Source organism: Ensifer adhaerens, from assembly GCF_002007205.1.
Lineage (GTDB): Bacteria > Pseudomonadota > Alphaproteobacteria > Rhizobiales > Rhizobiaceae > Ensifer > Ensifer adhaerens_D.
On record NZ_LAZS01000005.1, the window covers coordinates 1,604,778 to 1,620,786 of the forward strand.

The window sequence follows — 16,009 nt, forward strand, 5'->3', positions numbered from 1 at the left end:
CATTTCAAGGAAAAGGCCCGCGGAACAATGTCCCGCGGGCCTTTTTGTTTGCTCAGCGATGCGATCAGGCGAGGACGGCCAGAAGCAAGAGCGCCACGATGTTGGTGATCTTGATCGCCGGGTTCACGGCCGGCCCGGCCGTGTCCTTATAGGGGTCGCCGACGGTGTCGCCTGTTACCGACGCCTTGTGGGCGTCGGAGCCCTTCAGATGGCGTTCGCCGTTCTTGTCGACGAAGCCGTCCTCAAAGCTCTTCTTGGCATTGTCCCAGGCGCCGCCGCCTGAGGTCATCGAGATCGCCACGAAGAGGCCGTTGACGATGACGCCGAGCAGAGATGCTCCGAGAGCCGCGAAAGCCGAAGCCTTCGAGCCCGAGAGCAGCAGCACGCCAAAGTAGACGACAATCGGCGCCAGCACCGGGAGCAGCGAAGGAATGACCATTTCGCGGATCGCCGCCTTCGTCAGAAGGTCGACGGCGCGGCCATAGTCCGGCCGTTCCGTGCCTGCCATGATGCCGGGCTTTTCGCGAAACTGGCGGCGAACCTCTTCCACGATCGAGCCGGCCGCACGGCCGACGGCCGTCATCGCAATGCCGCCGAAGAGGTAGGGAATGAGGCCGCCGAAGATCAGACCCGCAACCACGTAAGGATTGGAGAGATCAAAGGAGATCTGCCCGACATCGGCGAAGTACGGATACTTGTCGCCGTTGGCGGCAAAGTAGCTGAGGTCGTTCGAGTAGGCGGCGAAGAGCACCAGCGCGCCGAGACCGGCCGAGCCGATCGCGTAGCCCTTGGTGACGGCCTTGGTGGTGTTGCCGACGGCGTCGAGCGCGTCGGTGGATTTACGCACTTCCGGCGGCAGATGCGACATTTCCGCGATGCCGCCGGCATTGTCGGTGACCGGCCCGAAGGCATCGAGCGCCACGATCATGCCGGCAAGGCCGAGCATGGCGGTGACGGCAATGCCGGTGCCGAAGAGGCCGGCGAGCTGGTAGGTGGAGATGATGCCGCCGACGATGACGATCGCAGGCAGAGCCGTCGATTCCAGCGAGACCGCTAGTCCCTGGATGACGTTGGTGCCGTGGCCGGTGACCGACGCCTGCGCGATCGAGTTCACCGGCCGCTTGTTGGTGCCGGTATAATACTCGGTGATCACCACGATCAGGGCCGTGACCACAAGACCGAGAATGCCGCAGATGAACAGGTTCCAGCCGGTGATGTCCTTGCCGGCAACAGTGCCGATCGAACCCCAGCCGATGGTAAAGGACGTGGCGGCGCCGAGACCGAAGATCGACAGGACACCGGTCACGATCAGACCCCTGTAGAGCGCGCCCATGATCGAGTTGTTGGACCCGAGCTTGACGAAGAAGGTGCCGATGATCGAGGTGATGATGCAGGCCGCGCAGATCGCCAGCGGATAGACCATGACGGTCGCAAGTACCGGCGTGCCGGCAAAGAAGATCGCCGCCAGAACCATGGTTGCCACGACCGACACCGCGTAGGTCTCGAACAGGTCGGCCGCCATGCCGGCGCAATCGCCGACATTGTCGCCGACGTTGTCGGCAATGGTCGCCGGGTTGCGGGGATCGTCCTCGGGAATGCCGGCTTCAACCTTGCCGACGAGGTCGCCGCCGACGTCGGCACCCTTGGTGAAGATACCGCCGCCGAGACGGGCAAAGATCGAAATCAGGGAGGCGCCGAAGCCGAGCGATACCAGCGCATCGATGACTTCGCGCGAGGCGGGCTCGTGCCCGAGGCCGGCCGTGAGGACGACGTAGTAGACGGAGACACCAAGAAGCGCCAGGCCGGCCACCAAAAGGCCGGTGATCGCGCCGGACTTGAAAGCAATGTCGAGGCCGGAGGCGAGGCTCACGGACGCCGCCTGGGCAGTGCGGACGTTGGCCCGAACCGAAACATGCATGCCGATGAAACCCGCAGCACCCGAAAGGATCGCACCGACGAGAAAGCCGAAAGCGGCGGCGGGGGAAAGAAGAACCCAAGCGGCGATGAATACGACGACGCCGACGATGGCAATGGTCTTGTATTGACGCGTGAGATAGGCCTGCGCCCCTTCACGAATGTAGCCTGCGATTTCTTGCATGCGGGCGTTCCCCTGGTCGGCGGCCAGCACCGACTGTGTTGCCCAGATGGCGTAAGCCACCGCGAGCAACCCGCATGCGATAACGCCCAACAATATGGTCATTTCGCATTACCCTCCGTTACAACCCGCGGACTCACTCCCGGCCGCAGGCCCCTCAAAACCGCGAATCACGCACCACCTCCTCAAGCAGCACCCCTCACGGCGCGGCCAGAGTGCGGTTGCAACGGGAGATCGTCAAGCCCCGGAAAACGCCCCGTGAAAGGCGTTCCGATCGCTTCGATTTTCAGAGGAATGAAGCGTTAGGCAGTGGCCTTGCGCGGCGCCCGCTTCAAGAGCAGCAGGAGGATCAGGCAGACGATCGTCACCGGCCACACGACCGCGTTCAGCATATCCCAGCCATAGGCGGTGAGGACCTTGCCCGACGCAAACGACGACAGGGCCACCGTGGTGAAGAGGATGATGTCGTGGAAGGCCTGAACCTTGTCGGCTTCCTGCGGACGGTAGCTGCTGGCGACGACCGCCGTCGAGCCGATAAAGCCGAAGTTCCAGCCAAGGCCGAGCAGCACGAGTGCGCCCCAGAAGTTCCACAGCTCGATGCCCATGTGCGCAACCGCCGCGCAGGCCATCAGGAGAAGCAGGCCGCAGCCGACGATGCGCTCGGCGCCGAAGCGGCTTATAAGCATGCCCGTGACGAAGCTTGGCGCGAACATCGCCAGCACGTGCCACTGGATGCCAAGCGTCGCGAGTTCCGTCGAAAAACCGCAGCCGATCACCATGGCAACCGGCGCGCCGGTCATCATGAAGGTCATGAGCGCGTAGCTGGAAATGCCGCAGATCATGCCGGTGGCGAAACGCTGGCTGCGGACGATCGCGCCAAGGGGACGGACGGTCTGGTCGTGGTGGCCGCTCGCCATCGCCCCCGGCTCGGGCAGCCGCAGCGGCGCGAAGAAGAACGCGGCGAGCAGGCAGACGGGCAAGAGCACGGCAAAGGCGCCAGCAAAGGCGACGGGCGCAAACAGGTCGCCGGCGAAGATGACGATCTGGGGACCGAGAACGGCCGAAACGATACCGCCGCCAAGGATCAGCGAGATCGCCTTGGGCTTGTAGAACGACGGCGAAGCATCGGCGGCGGCGAAACGCAGTTTCTGCGTAAAGCCGTTCGACGAGCCGAGCATCGCAAGAGCGAAGGCGAAGAGCCAGAAATTTTCGCGAAAGAGCGCGACGGCGGCGAGTGCTGCCCCGGCGGCCGCAATTGCAGTCCCGCTCATGAAGGCGAAGCGCCGGCCGATCACACGCGACAACACCGCAACCAGCACGACGCCGAGCGCCATGCCGACATTAAACGCGGTGAGCGGCGCAGTGGCCAGCGACTTGTCCTCCGCCAGCATCTGGTAGCCGGCGACACCGCCGACCGAGAAACAGATCGGGCCGACGACGCCGAGCACGGCCTGTGCGGCGGTCAGGAGGTAAACGTTGCGGCGCGTCTCGCGAAGGGTCGCCCCCATGTCATCAGCAGCAGCCGCAACCATCAATCTTATTTCCTCGGTTCGCCGCGGACCTGCCTGGCAATGCGGTCGAGAACGGCATTGACCAGCTTGGGCTCATCCTCCGAGAAGAAAGCCTTGGCGATCTCGACATATTCCGTGACGATCACCGGAACCGGCACGTCCTTGCGCTCGAGCATCTCGAAGGTGCCCGCGCGCAGGATGGCACGCACGGTGGAATCGAGGCGCGACAGAGCCCAGTCGTCCTGGAGGGCCGAGCCGATCAGCGGATCAAGCTTGCGCTGGTCGCGCACGACACCGGCGACAATCGACCGGAACCAGGAGGCGTCAGCCTTCAGGTAGGTGTCGCCATCGACGTCCTGTCCGAGGCGATGCGCTTCGTATTCAGCAACCACTTCCAGGACACCGGTGCCACCAATATCCATCTGATAGAGCGCCTGCACCGCGGCGAGGCGTGCTGCACCGCGCTGGTTGACCTGCTTCAGCGGTTGATCCGAGGGGGTTTTCGTCACTTTTCCGTGCCCAATTTCTTCTTAAGTTCAATCATGGTCAGTGCCGCACGCGCAGCAAAGCCACCCTTGTCGCCTTCCGACCGGCGGGCGCGCGCCCAGGCCTGGTCGTCGTTCTCTACCGTCAAGATACCATTGCCGATCGCAAGGCTCTCGCTGACGGCGAGGTCCATGATCGCGCGCGAAGACTCGTTCGCGACGATGTCGAAATGGTAGGTTTCGCCGCGAATGACCATGCCAAGGGCCACGAAACCATCATATTCGGTGCCGCCCTCGTCGGCGCCGTCGAGCGCCATGGCGATCGCCGGCGGGATCTCGAGCGCTCCCGGAACCGTCACGATATCATAGGTGGCCCCGGCTGCGTCCAGCGCATGCTTGGCGCCGTCGAGCAATGCATCGGCCATATCGTCATAGAAACGCGCTTCCACAATCAGGATGTGGGCTGCCGTGGTCTCTGCCATGGATCACCTGTCTTTGAGAGTTCCGCGCCGGATGCGACCGGCTGAGGCGGCGGTAAAACCACGCCCGGCGCCGAATGGCAAGCAAATTCCGCCGCAGACGGCCTTTTGCCGCGTTTACAGTGCCGTAACGTGCTGATGTTGCCGCCGCAAAAATGCCAGTGCCGTGGCTCTTGTGCGGCCGCGTTGTTGGCTCCAAGTTCGAAGCCGTCGAGATCAAGCTGGAGTTTTCGTATGCCCGAAATCGGTTCGACCAACATCGTCCTGCCCGTGAAACCTCTTGGCGTCGTCTTCGACATGGACGGATTGCTCTTCGACACCGAAGCGCTCTACCGCGACGCGATGATCCAGACAGCAGCAACGCTCGGTCATGACATGCCTGTCTCCCTTTACCTCGATACGATCGGGCTTTCGGCCGAGGCGACACGCATGTTGCTTCGGGGTCGCTTCGGCGATGCCTTCGACCTCGCTCAGTTCTGGGAGCGTGCCTCGGCGCTATTTGCGACAATGGCGACGACCGAGCTGCGGCTGAAGCCTGGCGTCGTCGATTTCCTCGACCTGCTTGACGGCGTGGGCCTGCCGTTTGCGATTGCCACCTCGTCACAACATCACGACGTCCAGCGCAATCTCGACGGGCACGGATTGCGCGACCGCTTCCCGACGGTCGTTGCCTATGGCGACTACGACAACGGCAAGCCGCACCCGGCCCCGTTCCTGACGGCTGCAAGTCGGCTCGGTATCGCGCCGCAGTATTGCCTCGCTCTCGAAGACAGCCACAACGGCGTGCGTTCGGCTTCGTCTGCCGGCATGATGACGGTCATGGTGCCCGACCTCCTGCCACCGACAGAAGAAATGGAAACCCTTTGCGTAGGGATTGCCAGGTGTCTTCACGAGGTCGCCGCGGCGCTGAGCGACATACGGACGTGAGCGCGCAGTTCGGCGTTAAACCAACGCGCGATAGCGCCCAGATGCTTTCACCAATGGATTGCAACACTAGGATGTATTCCTGTAACCATCGTCGCTAATTTTAGCGATCGCAGGTTGACGACGGAACGAACGCGCGACACGGATAGAACGTATTAGCGTTGCCGCGACAACGGTACGCGAGGGAGGAACATGTGACCGATACGAAAAAGCCGATCGTTAATCCCAAAAATTTAGAACTCGACCACTGGACGCAAGGCACCTTTTTCGAATCCCGTGACGCAGCCTTCGGCGCGCTACTCGGCCTCAAGGATCTCGGCATCGGCTACGGCGAAGTACCGCCGGGCAAGTCCGGCTGCCCGTTCCACAATCACCACGTCGAAGAAGAGCTTTTCATCATCATCGAAGGCGAAGGCACATACCGCTTCGGCAGCGAGCGATATCCGGTCGGCCCCGGCGACATCCTGGGCGCCCCTGCGGGTGGACCGGAAACGGCCCACCACCTGATCAACACCGGCTCGGTGCCGCTCAAGTACCTTTCCATCTCGACCAAGGCGGCCACGGAGATCTGCGAGTATCCGGACTCCGGCAAATTCCTTGCCAGGACGCGCGGTTCCGATGGCCAAAGACGCTTCCTTTTCACCGGCCGTCCGGAAAGCGATGTCGACTACTGGGACGGCGAGCCCGGCGCCTGATTTCATCACAGCTTAGGATCGGAATATGCATAGCGTTCCCATTATCGAGACCGACCGCCTCATCCTGCGCCCCTACCGCCGTGACGATTTCCCAGCCTATTCCGCGCTGTTCGGCGATACCGAGGTGATCCGCTATGTCGGCGGGGTGCCGTTTACCCGCGAACAGTCCTGGACGCGTTTCCTGCGCCAGGTCGGCATGTGGCACTATTTCGGCTTCGGCTTCTTTGCCATTCAGGACCGGGAGACCGGGGGCTTTCTCGGCGAGGCCGGCTTCCACGACGTGCACCGCGCCATCACGCCTTCGCTCGAAGGGACGATGGAAACCGGATGGGCATTGTCACCGAAAGCGCACGGCAAGGGGCTGGCGACGGAAGCCGTCAGTGCGGCGCTCAAATGGGCCGATCACCAGTTTCCGAAGCTGCGCAAGACCTGCATCATCGACGTCGGAAACCGCGCTTCGATCCGGGTCGCGGAGAAGCAGGGCTTCAAGGAATTCTGGCGAACGACCTATCACGGCAACCACGTGATCATGTTCGAGCGCCACCAGAAAGCGGCAGCCCCGACGAGCGATCGAAGGCCGCGCGCGCACGCCGAAACATGAACAATTTTTAATTGTTTTCCCGATGCCAATGCCTTGGAAAGGGCCACATTCCGGCCCAGTTTCCTAGTCGTTGGCACGACGCGCCCTCCCCAAGAAGGGAGCAAACGCCGACCAATCAGTCGAAACAGTCCAGCGCCTTTGCTTGCGGGTGAGCACGCCCGCAAACGAACCCTGCTGGCCGCCGCAAAGGGGCGATCTCAACGGTCCGGAAACCCGCAAGGTTCCGCGTCGCGTAACCGGCCGGCTTGCGCCCCGTTTGCAGGCAAACAAAGGAGCATGACCATGAACCGCATAGCCAAGCTTTCCGTCATCGCTGCTCTCTCCGCCCTCTCCTTCGGCGGTGTCTCCTACGCTGCGAGCGCGGCCATGAACTGGCCGGCCGAAATCGACCACACCGTTCGCGACTTCAAGGGCGATCACTTCACGGTCGTTGATGTGGATACGCTCAAGGAATCGAGCCAGACGCGCATGTGGATCGACGAAGCGACGCCGCAACAGCTTTCGTCGCTGCACGCTGCAGTAAACGCCAACAAGCCGCTGGCGGCCAAGCTGAAGGCCCAGAACGTCGAAATGAACAATATCGCCGGCGCCGAACAGGCGGCTGACGGCAGCCTGACCTTCTACCTGCGCTGAATGTTCAGCACCTCTTAAAACACGAGCCGCCCCCGAACGGGGGCGGTTTGCATTCGGGCATCGGAAAAGAACGCTTACGCCGGCTTCGGCGCCGGGAATTCTGCGAGGCGCGCCGCGTAGCGGGCCATGGTATCGACCTCGAAGTTGACGAAATCGCCGGCCTTGCGCTCGCCCCAGGTCGTAACCTCCAGCGAATGGCGGATCAAAAGCACGTCGAATTCGGCGCCGTCCACCTTGTTGACCGTGAGCGACGTGCCGTCCAGTGCGACGGATCCCTTCGGCGCCACGAACTTCGCCAGATGCTCGGGCGCCCGCAGGCGAAAGCGCACGGCATCGCCTTCGGGTTCCACCGATATGATCTCTGCCTTGTCGTCGACATGGCCGGAGACCAGATGGCCGCCGAGCTCGTCACCGATCTTCAAGGACCGTTCGAGATTGATGCGCGTGCCTTTCGCCCAACCGGCGATCGTCGTCAGCCGCAACGCCTCTTCCCAGGCTTCGACCTCGAACCAGCGCTCGTTGCTGCCGGCTTCAGGCAGGGCCGTCACCGTCAGGCACACGCCGGAATGGGCAATGGAGGCGCCCATGTCGATCGTCTTCGGGTCGTAGCTCGTGGCGACACGCAGCTTGATGCCTTCTTTCAGCGGGGTGACGGCATCGACGGTGCCGATATCGGTAACAATGCCTGTGAACATCAGTTCTCTCTTTCGTATTCCTCGAACAGATCGTCGCCATACCGTGCCTCAGCGACGCGCCGGAAGCCTGCCGGCACGGATTTACGGTCAAATGGGGATGCAATGCCGTTTTCGCCAATGGTCCCCGGTCCGGTGTAGAGCTGGATACGGTCGACCAGATCAGCATCGAGAAAGGCCCGTGCAGCCACAGCACCGCCTTCGACCATCAGCGAGGAGATACCGCGGGAAGCGAGTGCCGCAAGAAGGTCGGCGATCGAGCCGGCTTCGAGCACCTCGACACCGGCGGCCTCCAGGGCCGCCTTGCGTGCTGCTCGGCCGTCATCGACGTCCGCATCCGCATCGCCGGAACCGTCGCTGGCGACCACGATAACGGGGACCTCCCGCGCCGTTAACACCAGCTTGGAGGAAGGCGGCAAGTCGAGCCGGCGGTCGAGAACGATGCGCAGCGGCGAGCGGTGCTCAAGCCCCGGCAACCGCACCGTCAGCTCCGGGTCGTCGGCGGTCGCCGTACCGATCCCGACCAGGATCGCATCGGTGTCTGCTCGCAGCATCTGCACCTGGCCGCGCGAAATCGGGCCAGTGATGCGCACCTGTCCTTCGCCCTTGCGGCCGATCTTGCCGTCGACCGAAACGGCAAGCTTGAGAGTCACATAGGGTCGCTTGCTGACCTGGCGCATGAGGTAGGCCTCGAGCGCGTGCTGTCCCTCTTCGGCGAGGACGCCGATATCGACGGTGATGCCGGCGTCCCGCAGGCGCACAACCCCACGCCCGGCAACGCGCTCGTCCGGATCGAGGATCGAAATCACCACGCGGGCAACGCCGGACGCGACAAGGGCGTCGGCGCAAGGCGGAGTCTTGCCGTGATGCGAGCAGGGTTCCAGCGTCACGTAGGCGGTGGCACCCCTCGCCTTCTCGCCGGCCTCGGCGAGCGCCTGGGTTTCTGCATGCGGGCGGCCGCTGCGCGCGGTCACGGCCCGGCCGACGATCACGCCATCCTTGACGATCAGGCAGGCAACGGAAGGGTTGGTGGATGTCTGGCCGAGATGATGGCGGGCGAGCCTCAGCGCCGCGGCCATGAACCTCTCGTCCTCGCGGGTGGGTCCTGCCATGGCTCTGTCTGGCCCCCGGCTATTCGCCCGGATCGCGCGCGATCTTCGCGCTGATCTCGGTGATGACCTTCTCGAAATCCTCGGCGTGAGAGAAATCGCGATAGACCGAGGCGTAGCGTACGAACGCCACGTCATCGAGGCCCTTCAGCGCTTCGAGCACCTGCAGGCCGATCTCTTCCGAAGGGATCTCGGTCTCGCCGGAGCTTTCCAGGCGCCGGACGATGCCCGAAACCGCCCGCTCGATGCGGTCGCGATCGACCGGGCGCTTTCTCAGTGCGATCTCGAACGAACGCAAAAGCTTGTCCCGGTCGAAAGGAACCTTCCGACCGGTCTTCTTGATGATCATAAGCTCACGCAACTGCACCCGTTCGAAGGTCGTGAAACGACCTCCGCAATCCGGACAAATCCGGCGACGGCGAATGGCATTCCCGTCCTCTGCCGGACGGCTGTCCTTCACCTGGCTGTCTTCAGAACCGCAATAGGGGCAGCGCATGGGCGACCGATCACATGTAGCCGTACATCGGGAAGCGGTCGGTCAGCTTGACGACCTTTTCGCGAACGCTCGCTTCGACGGCGGCATTGCCCTCGTCGGAGTTGGCAACCTTCAGACCATCCAGTACCTCGACGATCAGCTCGCCGATTTCCTTGAACTCGGCTTCCTTGAAGCCGCGGGTCGTGCCGGCCGGGGTGCCGAGGCGGACGCCCGAGGTGACGAAGGGCTTTTCAGGATCGAACGGAATGCCGTTCTTGTTGCAGGTGATGAAGGCGCGGCCAAGGGCGGCTTCAGCGCGCTTGCCGGTTGCGTTCTTCTTGCGCAGGTCGACCAGCATCAGGTGGTTGTCGGTACCGCCCGAGACGATGTCGAGGCCGTTGGCCTTGAGCGTCTCGGCGAGCGTGCGGGCGTTCTTGACGATCTGGGCAGCATAGTCCTTGAAGGACGGGTGCAGCGCTTCGCCAAGTGCAACCGCCTTGGCGGCGATGACGTGCATCAGCGGGCCGCCCTGGAGACCCGGGAAGACGGCCGAGTTGATCTTCTTGGCGATATCTTCGTCGTTGGTGAGAACCATGCCGCCGCGCGGGCCGCGAAGCGACTTGTGCGTCGTGGTCGTGGCAACGTGGCAATGCGGGAACGGCGACGGATGCTGGCCACCGGCAACGAGGCCGGCGATGTGGGCCATGTCGACCATCAGCCAGGCGCCGACTTCGTCAGCGATCTCGCGGAAGCGCTTCCAGTCCCAGATGCGCGAGTAAGCGGTGCCGCCGGCGATGATGAGCTTCGGCTTGTGCTTGCGCGCCTGCTCGGCGACGTTGTCCATGTCGAGCAGGTGATCGTCTTCACGCACTCCGTAGGAAACGACGTTGAACCACTTGCCGGACATGTTGACCGGCGAACCGTGCGTCAGGTGACCGCCCGAGTTGAGGTCGAGGCCCATGAACGTGTCGCCCGGCTGCAGCAGCGCCAGGAACACCGCCTGGTTCATCTGCGAACCGGAGTTCGGCTGAACGTTGGCGAAGTTGACGCCGAAGAGCTTCTTGGCGCGCTCGATCGCCAGTTCCTCGGCGATGTCGACGAACTGGCAGCCGCCGTAGTAGCGCTTGCCCGGGTAGCCCTCGGCATATTTGTTGGTCATGATCGAGCCCTGGGCTTCGAGCACGGCGCGCGAAACGATGTTTTCCGAGGCGATCAGCTCGATCTCGTGGCGCTGACGACCCAGCTCCTTCTCGATCGCACCAAAGATGTCCGGATCGCTATCGGCCAGAGAGCGGGTGAAGAAGGCGTCATTGGTCTGTTCAGGCATTGGCGCGAGGCTCCTCTCAAGGGTGGCAGTTCTTTAGCTTCCTCGCACGGCGAGAGCAATATCCGCTGTGCGGTTTGCGTCATTTCCCCCATCTGCCGCGCCGAAATATCGCGGGGCTCAGCCCATGAAAAAGCCGCGCTCCCAAGGGAAACGCGGCTCGAAGCATTCCGTGTCGCAAATTCGCTTATTGCGGCAACGCGTCCTGGTCGACCGAGCCGGGCGACTGCTCGACGCCATAGGGGGTCTGAAGCGCCAGTTCGGTGGCACCGTCGCGCTGATAGATATCGTCGCGGAACTGCACCACGCCATCCTTGGCGGACCAGGCGGAGATATAGGTAAAGTACACGGGTACTTCCTCGGCGAGCGTGATCGGCGTGTTGACACCGGTCTTGATCGTCGCCTCGATCTGCTGGCGCGACCAGCCGGGGGTTTCCTTCAGGAGCCAGGTCGAGAGGTCACGCACGTTCTGCACGCGCACGCAACCGGACGATTCGAAGCGCATCAGCTTGTTGAACAGGCCCTGCTGCGGCGTATCGTGCATGTAGACCTGATGCTCGTTGTGGAAGTTGATCTTCGTCGAGGACATCGCGTTGATCTTGCCCGGGTCCTGGCGGAACATCAGGTTCGGCGCCTTCTCGGCGTTCCAGTCGACCGTTTCTGGCGACACTTCGCCGCCGCTGCCGTCGAACAGGCGGATCGAGTTGCGCGCCAGATAGGTCGGATCCTTGCGCATCAGCGGCATGATGTCCTTCTGAATGATCGAGCGCGGCGCGGTCCAGTAGGGGTTGAGGATGACCTCGTAGATCTTCGAGTTGAGGATCGGCGACTGGCGGTCGATCTTGCCGACGATCGCCGTGTGGCGCAGCGCGACGCGGCCATTTTCGACGGCCTCGATATAGGCGGCCGGAATGTTGACCATGACGTAGCGACGGCCGAGGTCGCCCGACATCGACTGCAGGCGAACCAGGTTGGTCTGGAGCTGGCCGAGACGGGTGTTGGCATCGACATTGATCGCCTTCAGCGTGTACTCGCCGATGACGCCGTCTGCCGGCAGGCCGTGGCGCGCCTGGAAGCGCTTGACCGCACCTTCGACGTAGCTGTCGAACGACGAGGAGACGCCGGCGGAGCGCGGCAGGTCGCCGGAAACCATCAGGCGCTGGCGCAGTTGCTGCACCGAAGGATCGGTGACGCCGAGTTCGAGCTTGGCGCTGGTCTGAACCAGCGGCCAGCCGCCCTGCGAAACGATGTTCTGGTAGTCGAAGATCGCCTGCTGCACGTGGGCAATCGTCTCGGTCCCGAAGACCGGGGTGTTGGAGACGACGGCCGTTGCGGTGCGCGAGGCCTTCGCATCGTACTGATCGTCCCACGAGCCACGACGCGGCGAATTGATGATCTCGTTCAGGGCGTCCTGCGCACTTGCTGCGCCGGCGACTGCCACGGCGCCGAAGGTTGCGGCCGAGCGCAGAAAGGCGCGGCGCGAGAATGCATCAATTCCATTCTTTTTCGACATATTCCTACCATCCCAATGCGTCGGTACGCGCCCTATGCGCTGACACGTACGTTGCCGCAGCCCTAACACGATCGTGGTTAACAAAGGTCAACCGACGAGCCACCCTGCCCTCACATGATTTCACGATATCGCGAAGCAAGGGCCCTCATTCGGCAGGCGAAACAAAAACGAATCCACGCCTTACAGCACACGTGGCCGCACCTACCGCATGTCGTCGTCGCTGTCACAGCAATATGGCCAATTCGTGTCTCGGCCAGGCCCCGCAGGAAGATGGCATGCCTTTTGCTTTTCGCCGCAGGCGACGAGGCGGCAGGCGACCCGCGAAGGCCAACATTTTGATTTACTAATATTTTTCGTCTGGAAAATCGCGCTGGATCGGGAATGGCGCGCATCCGCAGTGAAGCCTTTCGGCAACAGAACAAGAGGTCGCAAATGGCAAAGGTCGGACACGCAGGGATTGCGCCCGACCCTTGAACTGGAGGTTTTGCCTTGATCAGAGGCGGTACATGATCGAGTCGTTCCAGAAGCGATCGAGGCGCTGCAGGAGCTTGTTCATCTGGGTGAACTCGTCCGAACCGATGCCGCCGACCTTCTGGATCGAGCCGATGTGGCGCTCGTAGAGCTTGGCGACGGTTTCGGCGATTTCCTGACCGTCTTCCGTCAGGCTGATGCGGACCGAGCGACGGTCGACGCGGGAGCGCTGGTGGTTGATCAGACCGAGGTCGACGAGCTTCTTGACGTTGTAGGAAACGTTCGAGCCGAGGTAGTAGCCGCGGGAGCGAAGCTCGCCGGCGGTCAGTTCCGAGTTGCCGATGTTGAAGAGCAACAGGGCCTGGACGGCGTTGACGTCGCTGCGACCTTCGCGGTCGAACTCGTCCTTGATGACGTCGAGCAGACGGCGGTGCAGACGCTCGACGAGGTGGAGGGATTCCATATAGAGACCGCGGATGGTTTCTTCCTGGGGGTCTCGGGACGCAGCGACCTGCGGCTTCATCTTGGTGTTCATTTGACTGCCTCACTGTTTTGTTTGGCGGTGTCTGTTTGTCTTCCCGCCTTGAGTGAGACCCTATCGAATACGTCTAAAATTCTACTTAAACCGCAGCCTTAACAAGAGCTTGCCATTTGGCGACCCTGTCTCAGGGTGAATCAACCCTTACCTGCCTGGCCAGCCGCCAGCGCTGATAGAAGATCGCCGCGCGGAAGAGAACGAAGGTGACGGCGACCGCGGCATGCAGCACGACCAGCAGCGGACGGGTGCCGAAGCTGGCCGGATAGAACTCGTACATGGCGATCTCTATGGCTGCCGCAACCACCCAGACGACCGGCCCCCAGGAAACGAGCAGCCACAGGCCAAGGGCGGCAACCGGATAGATGACGGCCAGTGCCGTTGCGGCCGCCCGCCATTCAGGCGACAGGAGATCGAAGCGCCCGGCGCCGCCATGGGAAAAGCCGATCAGCATGGCCCAGTAGTTCAGCGCGAACCAGATGCATGAGGCGGAGACCAGACGTAGGAAGAGACCGAACAGGATCTCGGTCAGCGACGGTTTCGGCACATGGGCAGAATCATGAAGCATGGCGGGCAAGATAGGGCGGGTCTTTCCTATCCGCCAGCGGCATCACGGCCTCCCCTCCCCCATCGTCGTTATTGAAGAGAAGAAATGCCGCAGCTCCTTTTCCGGGCACGCGGTTCCCAATGGCCGCCGCCCCATGATAAAGCGCTTGGCCATCGACGATTTTCACGGGAAAGGCGCGGCGCTATGAACGACAGGACAAATCTTGTGGACAGGGTTACGGGCCACCGCCGCATGCGCCGCAACCGCAAGGCCGACTGGACGCGCCGGCTGGTGCAGGAGAACCGCCTGACCGTCGACGATCTGATCTGGCCGATCTTCATCGTGCCGGGCAACAATATCGTCCAGCCGATCGATGCGATGCCCGGCGTCAACCGCATGAGCATCGACAAGGCGGTCGAAGCAGTCAGGGAAGCGGCCGATCTCGGCATCCCGGCCATTGCCACCTTCCCCAACATCGACCTGTCGCTGCGAGACGAGACCGGCTCCAACAGCCTTGCTGCCGACAACCTGATCAACCAGGCGACTCGCGCCTTCAAGAAGGCCGTGCCGGAAATCGGTATCATCACCGACGTCGCGCTCGATCCCTTCACCAGCCACGGCCATGACGGCATCCTGCGCAACGGCGAGATCGTCAACGACGAAACCGTCGAGACGATCGCAAAGGCAGCCGTCGCCCAGGCCGACGCCGGATCCGACATCATCGCCCCCTCCGACATGATGGACGGCCGCATCGGCGCCATCCGCCAGGCGCTCGACGCTAGCGGCCACCAGAATGTCGGCATCATGTCCTACGCAACGAAGTTCGCCTCCGGCTTCTACGGCCCCTATCGCGAGGCGATCGGCACCGGCGGCCTGCTCAAGGGCGACAAGAAGACCTATTACATCGACCCGGCCAACGGCACCGAGGCGATCCGCGACGCCGCACTCGACGTCGAGGAAGGCGCCGACATGCTCATGGTGAAACCGGGCCTCCCCTACCTCGATATCTGCTGGCGGATGAAAGAGGCCTTCGGCCTTCCGGTCTTTGCCTACCAGGTTTCGGGTGAGTATTCGCAGGTGAAGGCCGCTGCCGCCAATGGCTGGATCGACGGCGAGAAGGTGATGCTCGAAACGCTGCTCGCCTTCAAGCGCGCCGGCTGCGACGGCATCCTCAGCTACTTCGCCGTCGAAGTGGCCCGTATCCTCGCCAAGGGCCGCTGAGACACAACCGCTTGAAGCCGGCGACGATCCTTGTTTTGCAGGGAATGCCATCCCATATCCTTCCTGCAACCAAACGAGGCTTTTGACCGATGAGCATGCACAACGAAGAACTGAGGCTGCCGAGCAATGACTGGCGCGCCTATCAGGGCGTGCTGTCGCGGCGCATCTTCGCCTTTCTGCTCGACTACGCGATCATCGCGCTGCTCTGGATCCCCGCGGCGGTCGTCGTTTTTTTCCTCGGCATCCTGACGCTCGGCCTCGGCTTCATGCTCTACCCGGCGCTCTTTGCGATCGTCGCCATGCTCTATTTCGGCCTGACGGTCGGCGGCCGCGAACAGGCCTCCCCCGGCATGCGCATGATGGGCCTGGCGATTGCCCGTACCGATGGACGTCCGATGGACTTCCTGACGGCAGTGGTTCACCTCGTGATCTTCTGGATCGCCAACGCGCTTCTGACACCGCTGATCCTGCTGATCGGTCTCTTCACCGACCGCAGCCGCCTGCTGCACGATCTGCTGATCGGCACCGTCACGGTCCGCCGCGACATGTATTGAAACCGGCGCAGCCAACGAAGCTTACTTGCGCGAGGCGGTGTTTTCCGCCTTACCGGCGCCACCTATTGTGGTCACTACTAAAATATCGGGCATGCGCGGGCGGAAGCGGCAAACGAGTGAGTTGACGTTTTCCATTCTTCCGCCA

Annotated in this window: 17 protein-coding genes; 6 read left to right on the forward strand and 11 right to left on the reverse strand. The window is 62.6% G+C overall.

Going from position 1 to position 16,009, the window contains the following annotated elements:
• Positions 1-64: 64 nt before the first annotated feature.
• From XB14_RS11740 to ribH, 4 genes are all read right to left on the reverse strand, one after another.
• The gene (locus XB14_RS11740; RefSeq protein WP_077961697.1) at positions 65-2,200 is read right to left on the reverse strand and encodes a sodium-translocating pyrophosphatase; all 2,136 of its coding nucleotides are present in this window, start codon (positions 2,198-2,200) and stop codon (positions 65-67) included.
• 197 nt (positions 2,201-2,397) lie between these two features.
• Entirely contained in the window at positions 2,398-3,627 is a 1,230-nt protein-coding gene (locus tag XB14_RS11745) for an MFS transporter (RefSeq protein WP_077961974.1), read from the reverse strand.
• A 5-nt stretch (positions 3,628-3,632) separates the two neighbouring features.
• Positions 3,633-4,115 carry a transcription antitermination factor NusB gene (nusB, locus tag XB14_RS11750; RefSeq protein WP_077961698.1) on the reverse strand — a complete coding sequence of 161 codons (483 nt, stop codon included), beginning with the start codon at positions 4,113-4,115 and terminating at the stop codon, positions 3,633-3,635.
• Entirely contained in the window at positions 4,112-4,573 is a 462-nt protein-coding gene (ribH, locus tag XB14_RS11755; protein WP_034803742.1) for a 6,7-dimethyl-8-ribityllumazine synthase, read from the reverse strand. Before ribH ends, nusB begins: the two co-directional genes overlap by 4 nt.
• Before the next feature lie 231 nt (positions 4,574-4,804).
• Here ribH and XB14_RS11760 point away from each other — a divergent pair, with 231 nt between their 5' ends.
• The 4 genes from XB14_RS11760 to XB14_RS11775 all read left to right on the forward strand — a co-directional run bounded on the left by XB14_RS11760 (position 4,805) and on the right by XB14_RS11775 (position 7,423).
• Entirely contained in the window at positions 4,805-5,497 is a 693-nt protein-coding gene (locus XB14_RS11760) for an HAD family hydrolase (protein WP_077961699.1), read from the forward strand.
• Between the two features lie 191 nt (positions 5,498-5,688).
• Complete coding sequence (locus XB14_RS11765; protein ID WP_034803747.1) at positions 5,689-6,189, forward strand: cupin domain-containing protein; 501 nt, start codon at positions 5,689-5,691, stop codon at positions 6,187-6,189.
• A 25-nt stretch (positions 6,190-6,214) separates the two neighbouring features.
• On the forward strand, positions 6,215-6,790 hold the full coding sequence (locus tag XB14_RS11770; protein ID WP_077961700.1) for a GNAT family N-acetyltransferase: 576 nt from the start codon (positions 6,215-6,217) through the stop codon (positions 6,788-6,790).
• Positions 6,791-7,072: 282 nt separating this feature from the next.
• A complete protein-coding gene (locus XB14_RS11775; RefSeq protein WP_077961701.1) occupies positions 7,073-7,423 on the forward strand; it encodes a hypothetical protein in 351 nt (116 codons plus the stop codon).
• A 74-nt stretch (positions 7,424-7,497) separates the two neighbouring features.
• Here the strand turns inward: XB14_RS11775 and XB14_RS11780 are convergent, their stop codons facing one another.
• From XB14_RS11780 to XB14_RS11810, 7 genes are all read right to left on the reverse strand, one after another.
• Complete coding sequence (locus XB14_RS11780) at positions 7,498-8,118, reverse strand: riboflavin synthase (protein ID WP_077961702.1); 621 nt, start codon at positions 8,116-8,118, stop codon at positions 7,498-7,500.
• On the reverse strand, positions 8,118-9,227 hold the full coding sequence (gene ribD, locus XB14_RS11785; RefSeq protein ID WP_077961703.1) for a bifunctional diaminohydroxyphosphoribosylaminopyrimidine deaminase/5-amino-6-(5-phosphoribosylamino)uracil reductase RibD: 1,110 nt from the start codon (positions 9,225-9,227) through the stop codon (positions 8,118-8,120). The genes XB14_RS11780 and ribD overlap by 1 nt, the downstream gene beginning before the upstream one ends.
• Positions 9,228-9,246: 19 nt before the next feature.
• Positions 9,247-9,720, reverse strand: coding sequence for a transcriptional regulator NrdR (gene nrdR, locus XB14_RS11790; protein ID WP_077961704.1), 474 nt, complete (start codon positions 9,718-9,720; stop codon positions 9,247-9,249).
• 10 nt (positions 9,721-9,730) lie between these two features.
• On the reverse strand, positions 9,731-11,026 hold the full coding sequence (gene glyA / locus XB14_RS11795; protein ID WP_077961705.1) for a serine hydroxymethyltransferase: 1,296 nt from the start codon (positions 11,024-11,026) through the stop codon (positions 9,731-9,733).
• A gap of 184 nt (positions 11,027-11,210) precedes the next feature.
• Positions 11,211-12,536, reverse strand: a complete 1,326-nt coding sequence (locus XB14_RS11800) for a L,D-transpeptidase family protein (RefSeq protein ID WP_077961706.1) — start codon at positions 12,534-12,536, stop codon at positions 11,211-11,213.
• A 493-nt stretch (positions 12,537-13,029) separates the two neighbouring features.
• Positions 13,030-13,542 carry a transcriptional regulator LdtR gene (gene ldtR, locus XB14_RS11805; protein WP_077961707.1) on the reverse strand — a complete coding sequence of 171 codons (513 nt, stop codon included), beginning with the start codon at positions 13,540-13,542 and terminating at the stop codon, positions 13,030-13,032.
• A gap of 130 nt (positions 13,543-13,672) precedes the next feature.
• On the reverse strand, positions 13,673-14,110 hold the full coding sequence (locus XB14_RS11810) for a DUF6163 family protein (protein ID WP_077961708.1): 438 nt from the start codon (positions 14,108-14,110) through the stop codon (positions 13,673-13,675).
• 183 nt (positions 14,111-14,293) lie between these two features.
• Between XB14_RS11810 and hemB the strand changes: the two genes are divergently transcribed.
• Entirely contained in the window at positions 14,294-15,310 is a 1,017-nt protein-coding gene (gene hemB, locus XB14_RS11820; RefSeq protein ID WP_077961710.1) for a porphobilinogen synthase, read from the forward strand.
• Between the two features lie 89 nt (positions 15,311-15,399).
• Positions 15,400-15,864 (forward strand): RDD family protein, encoded by a 465-nt coding sequence (locus XB14_RS11825; RefSeq protein WP_077961711.1) that lies wholly within the window; start codon positions 15,400-15,402, stop codon positions 15,862-15,864.
• The last annotated feature ends 145 nt before the right edge of the window (positions 15,865-16,009 follow it).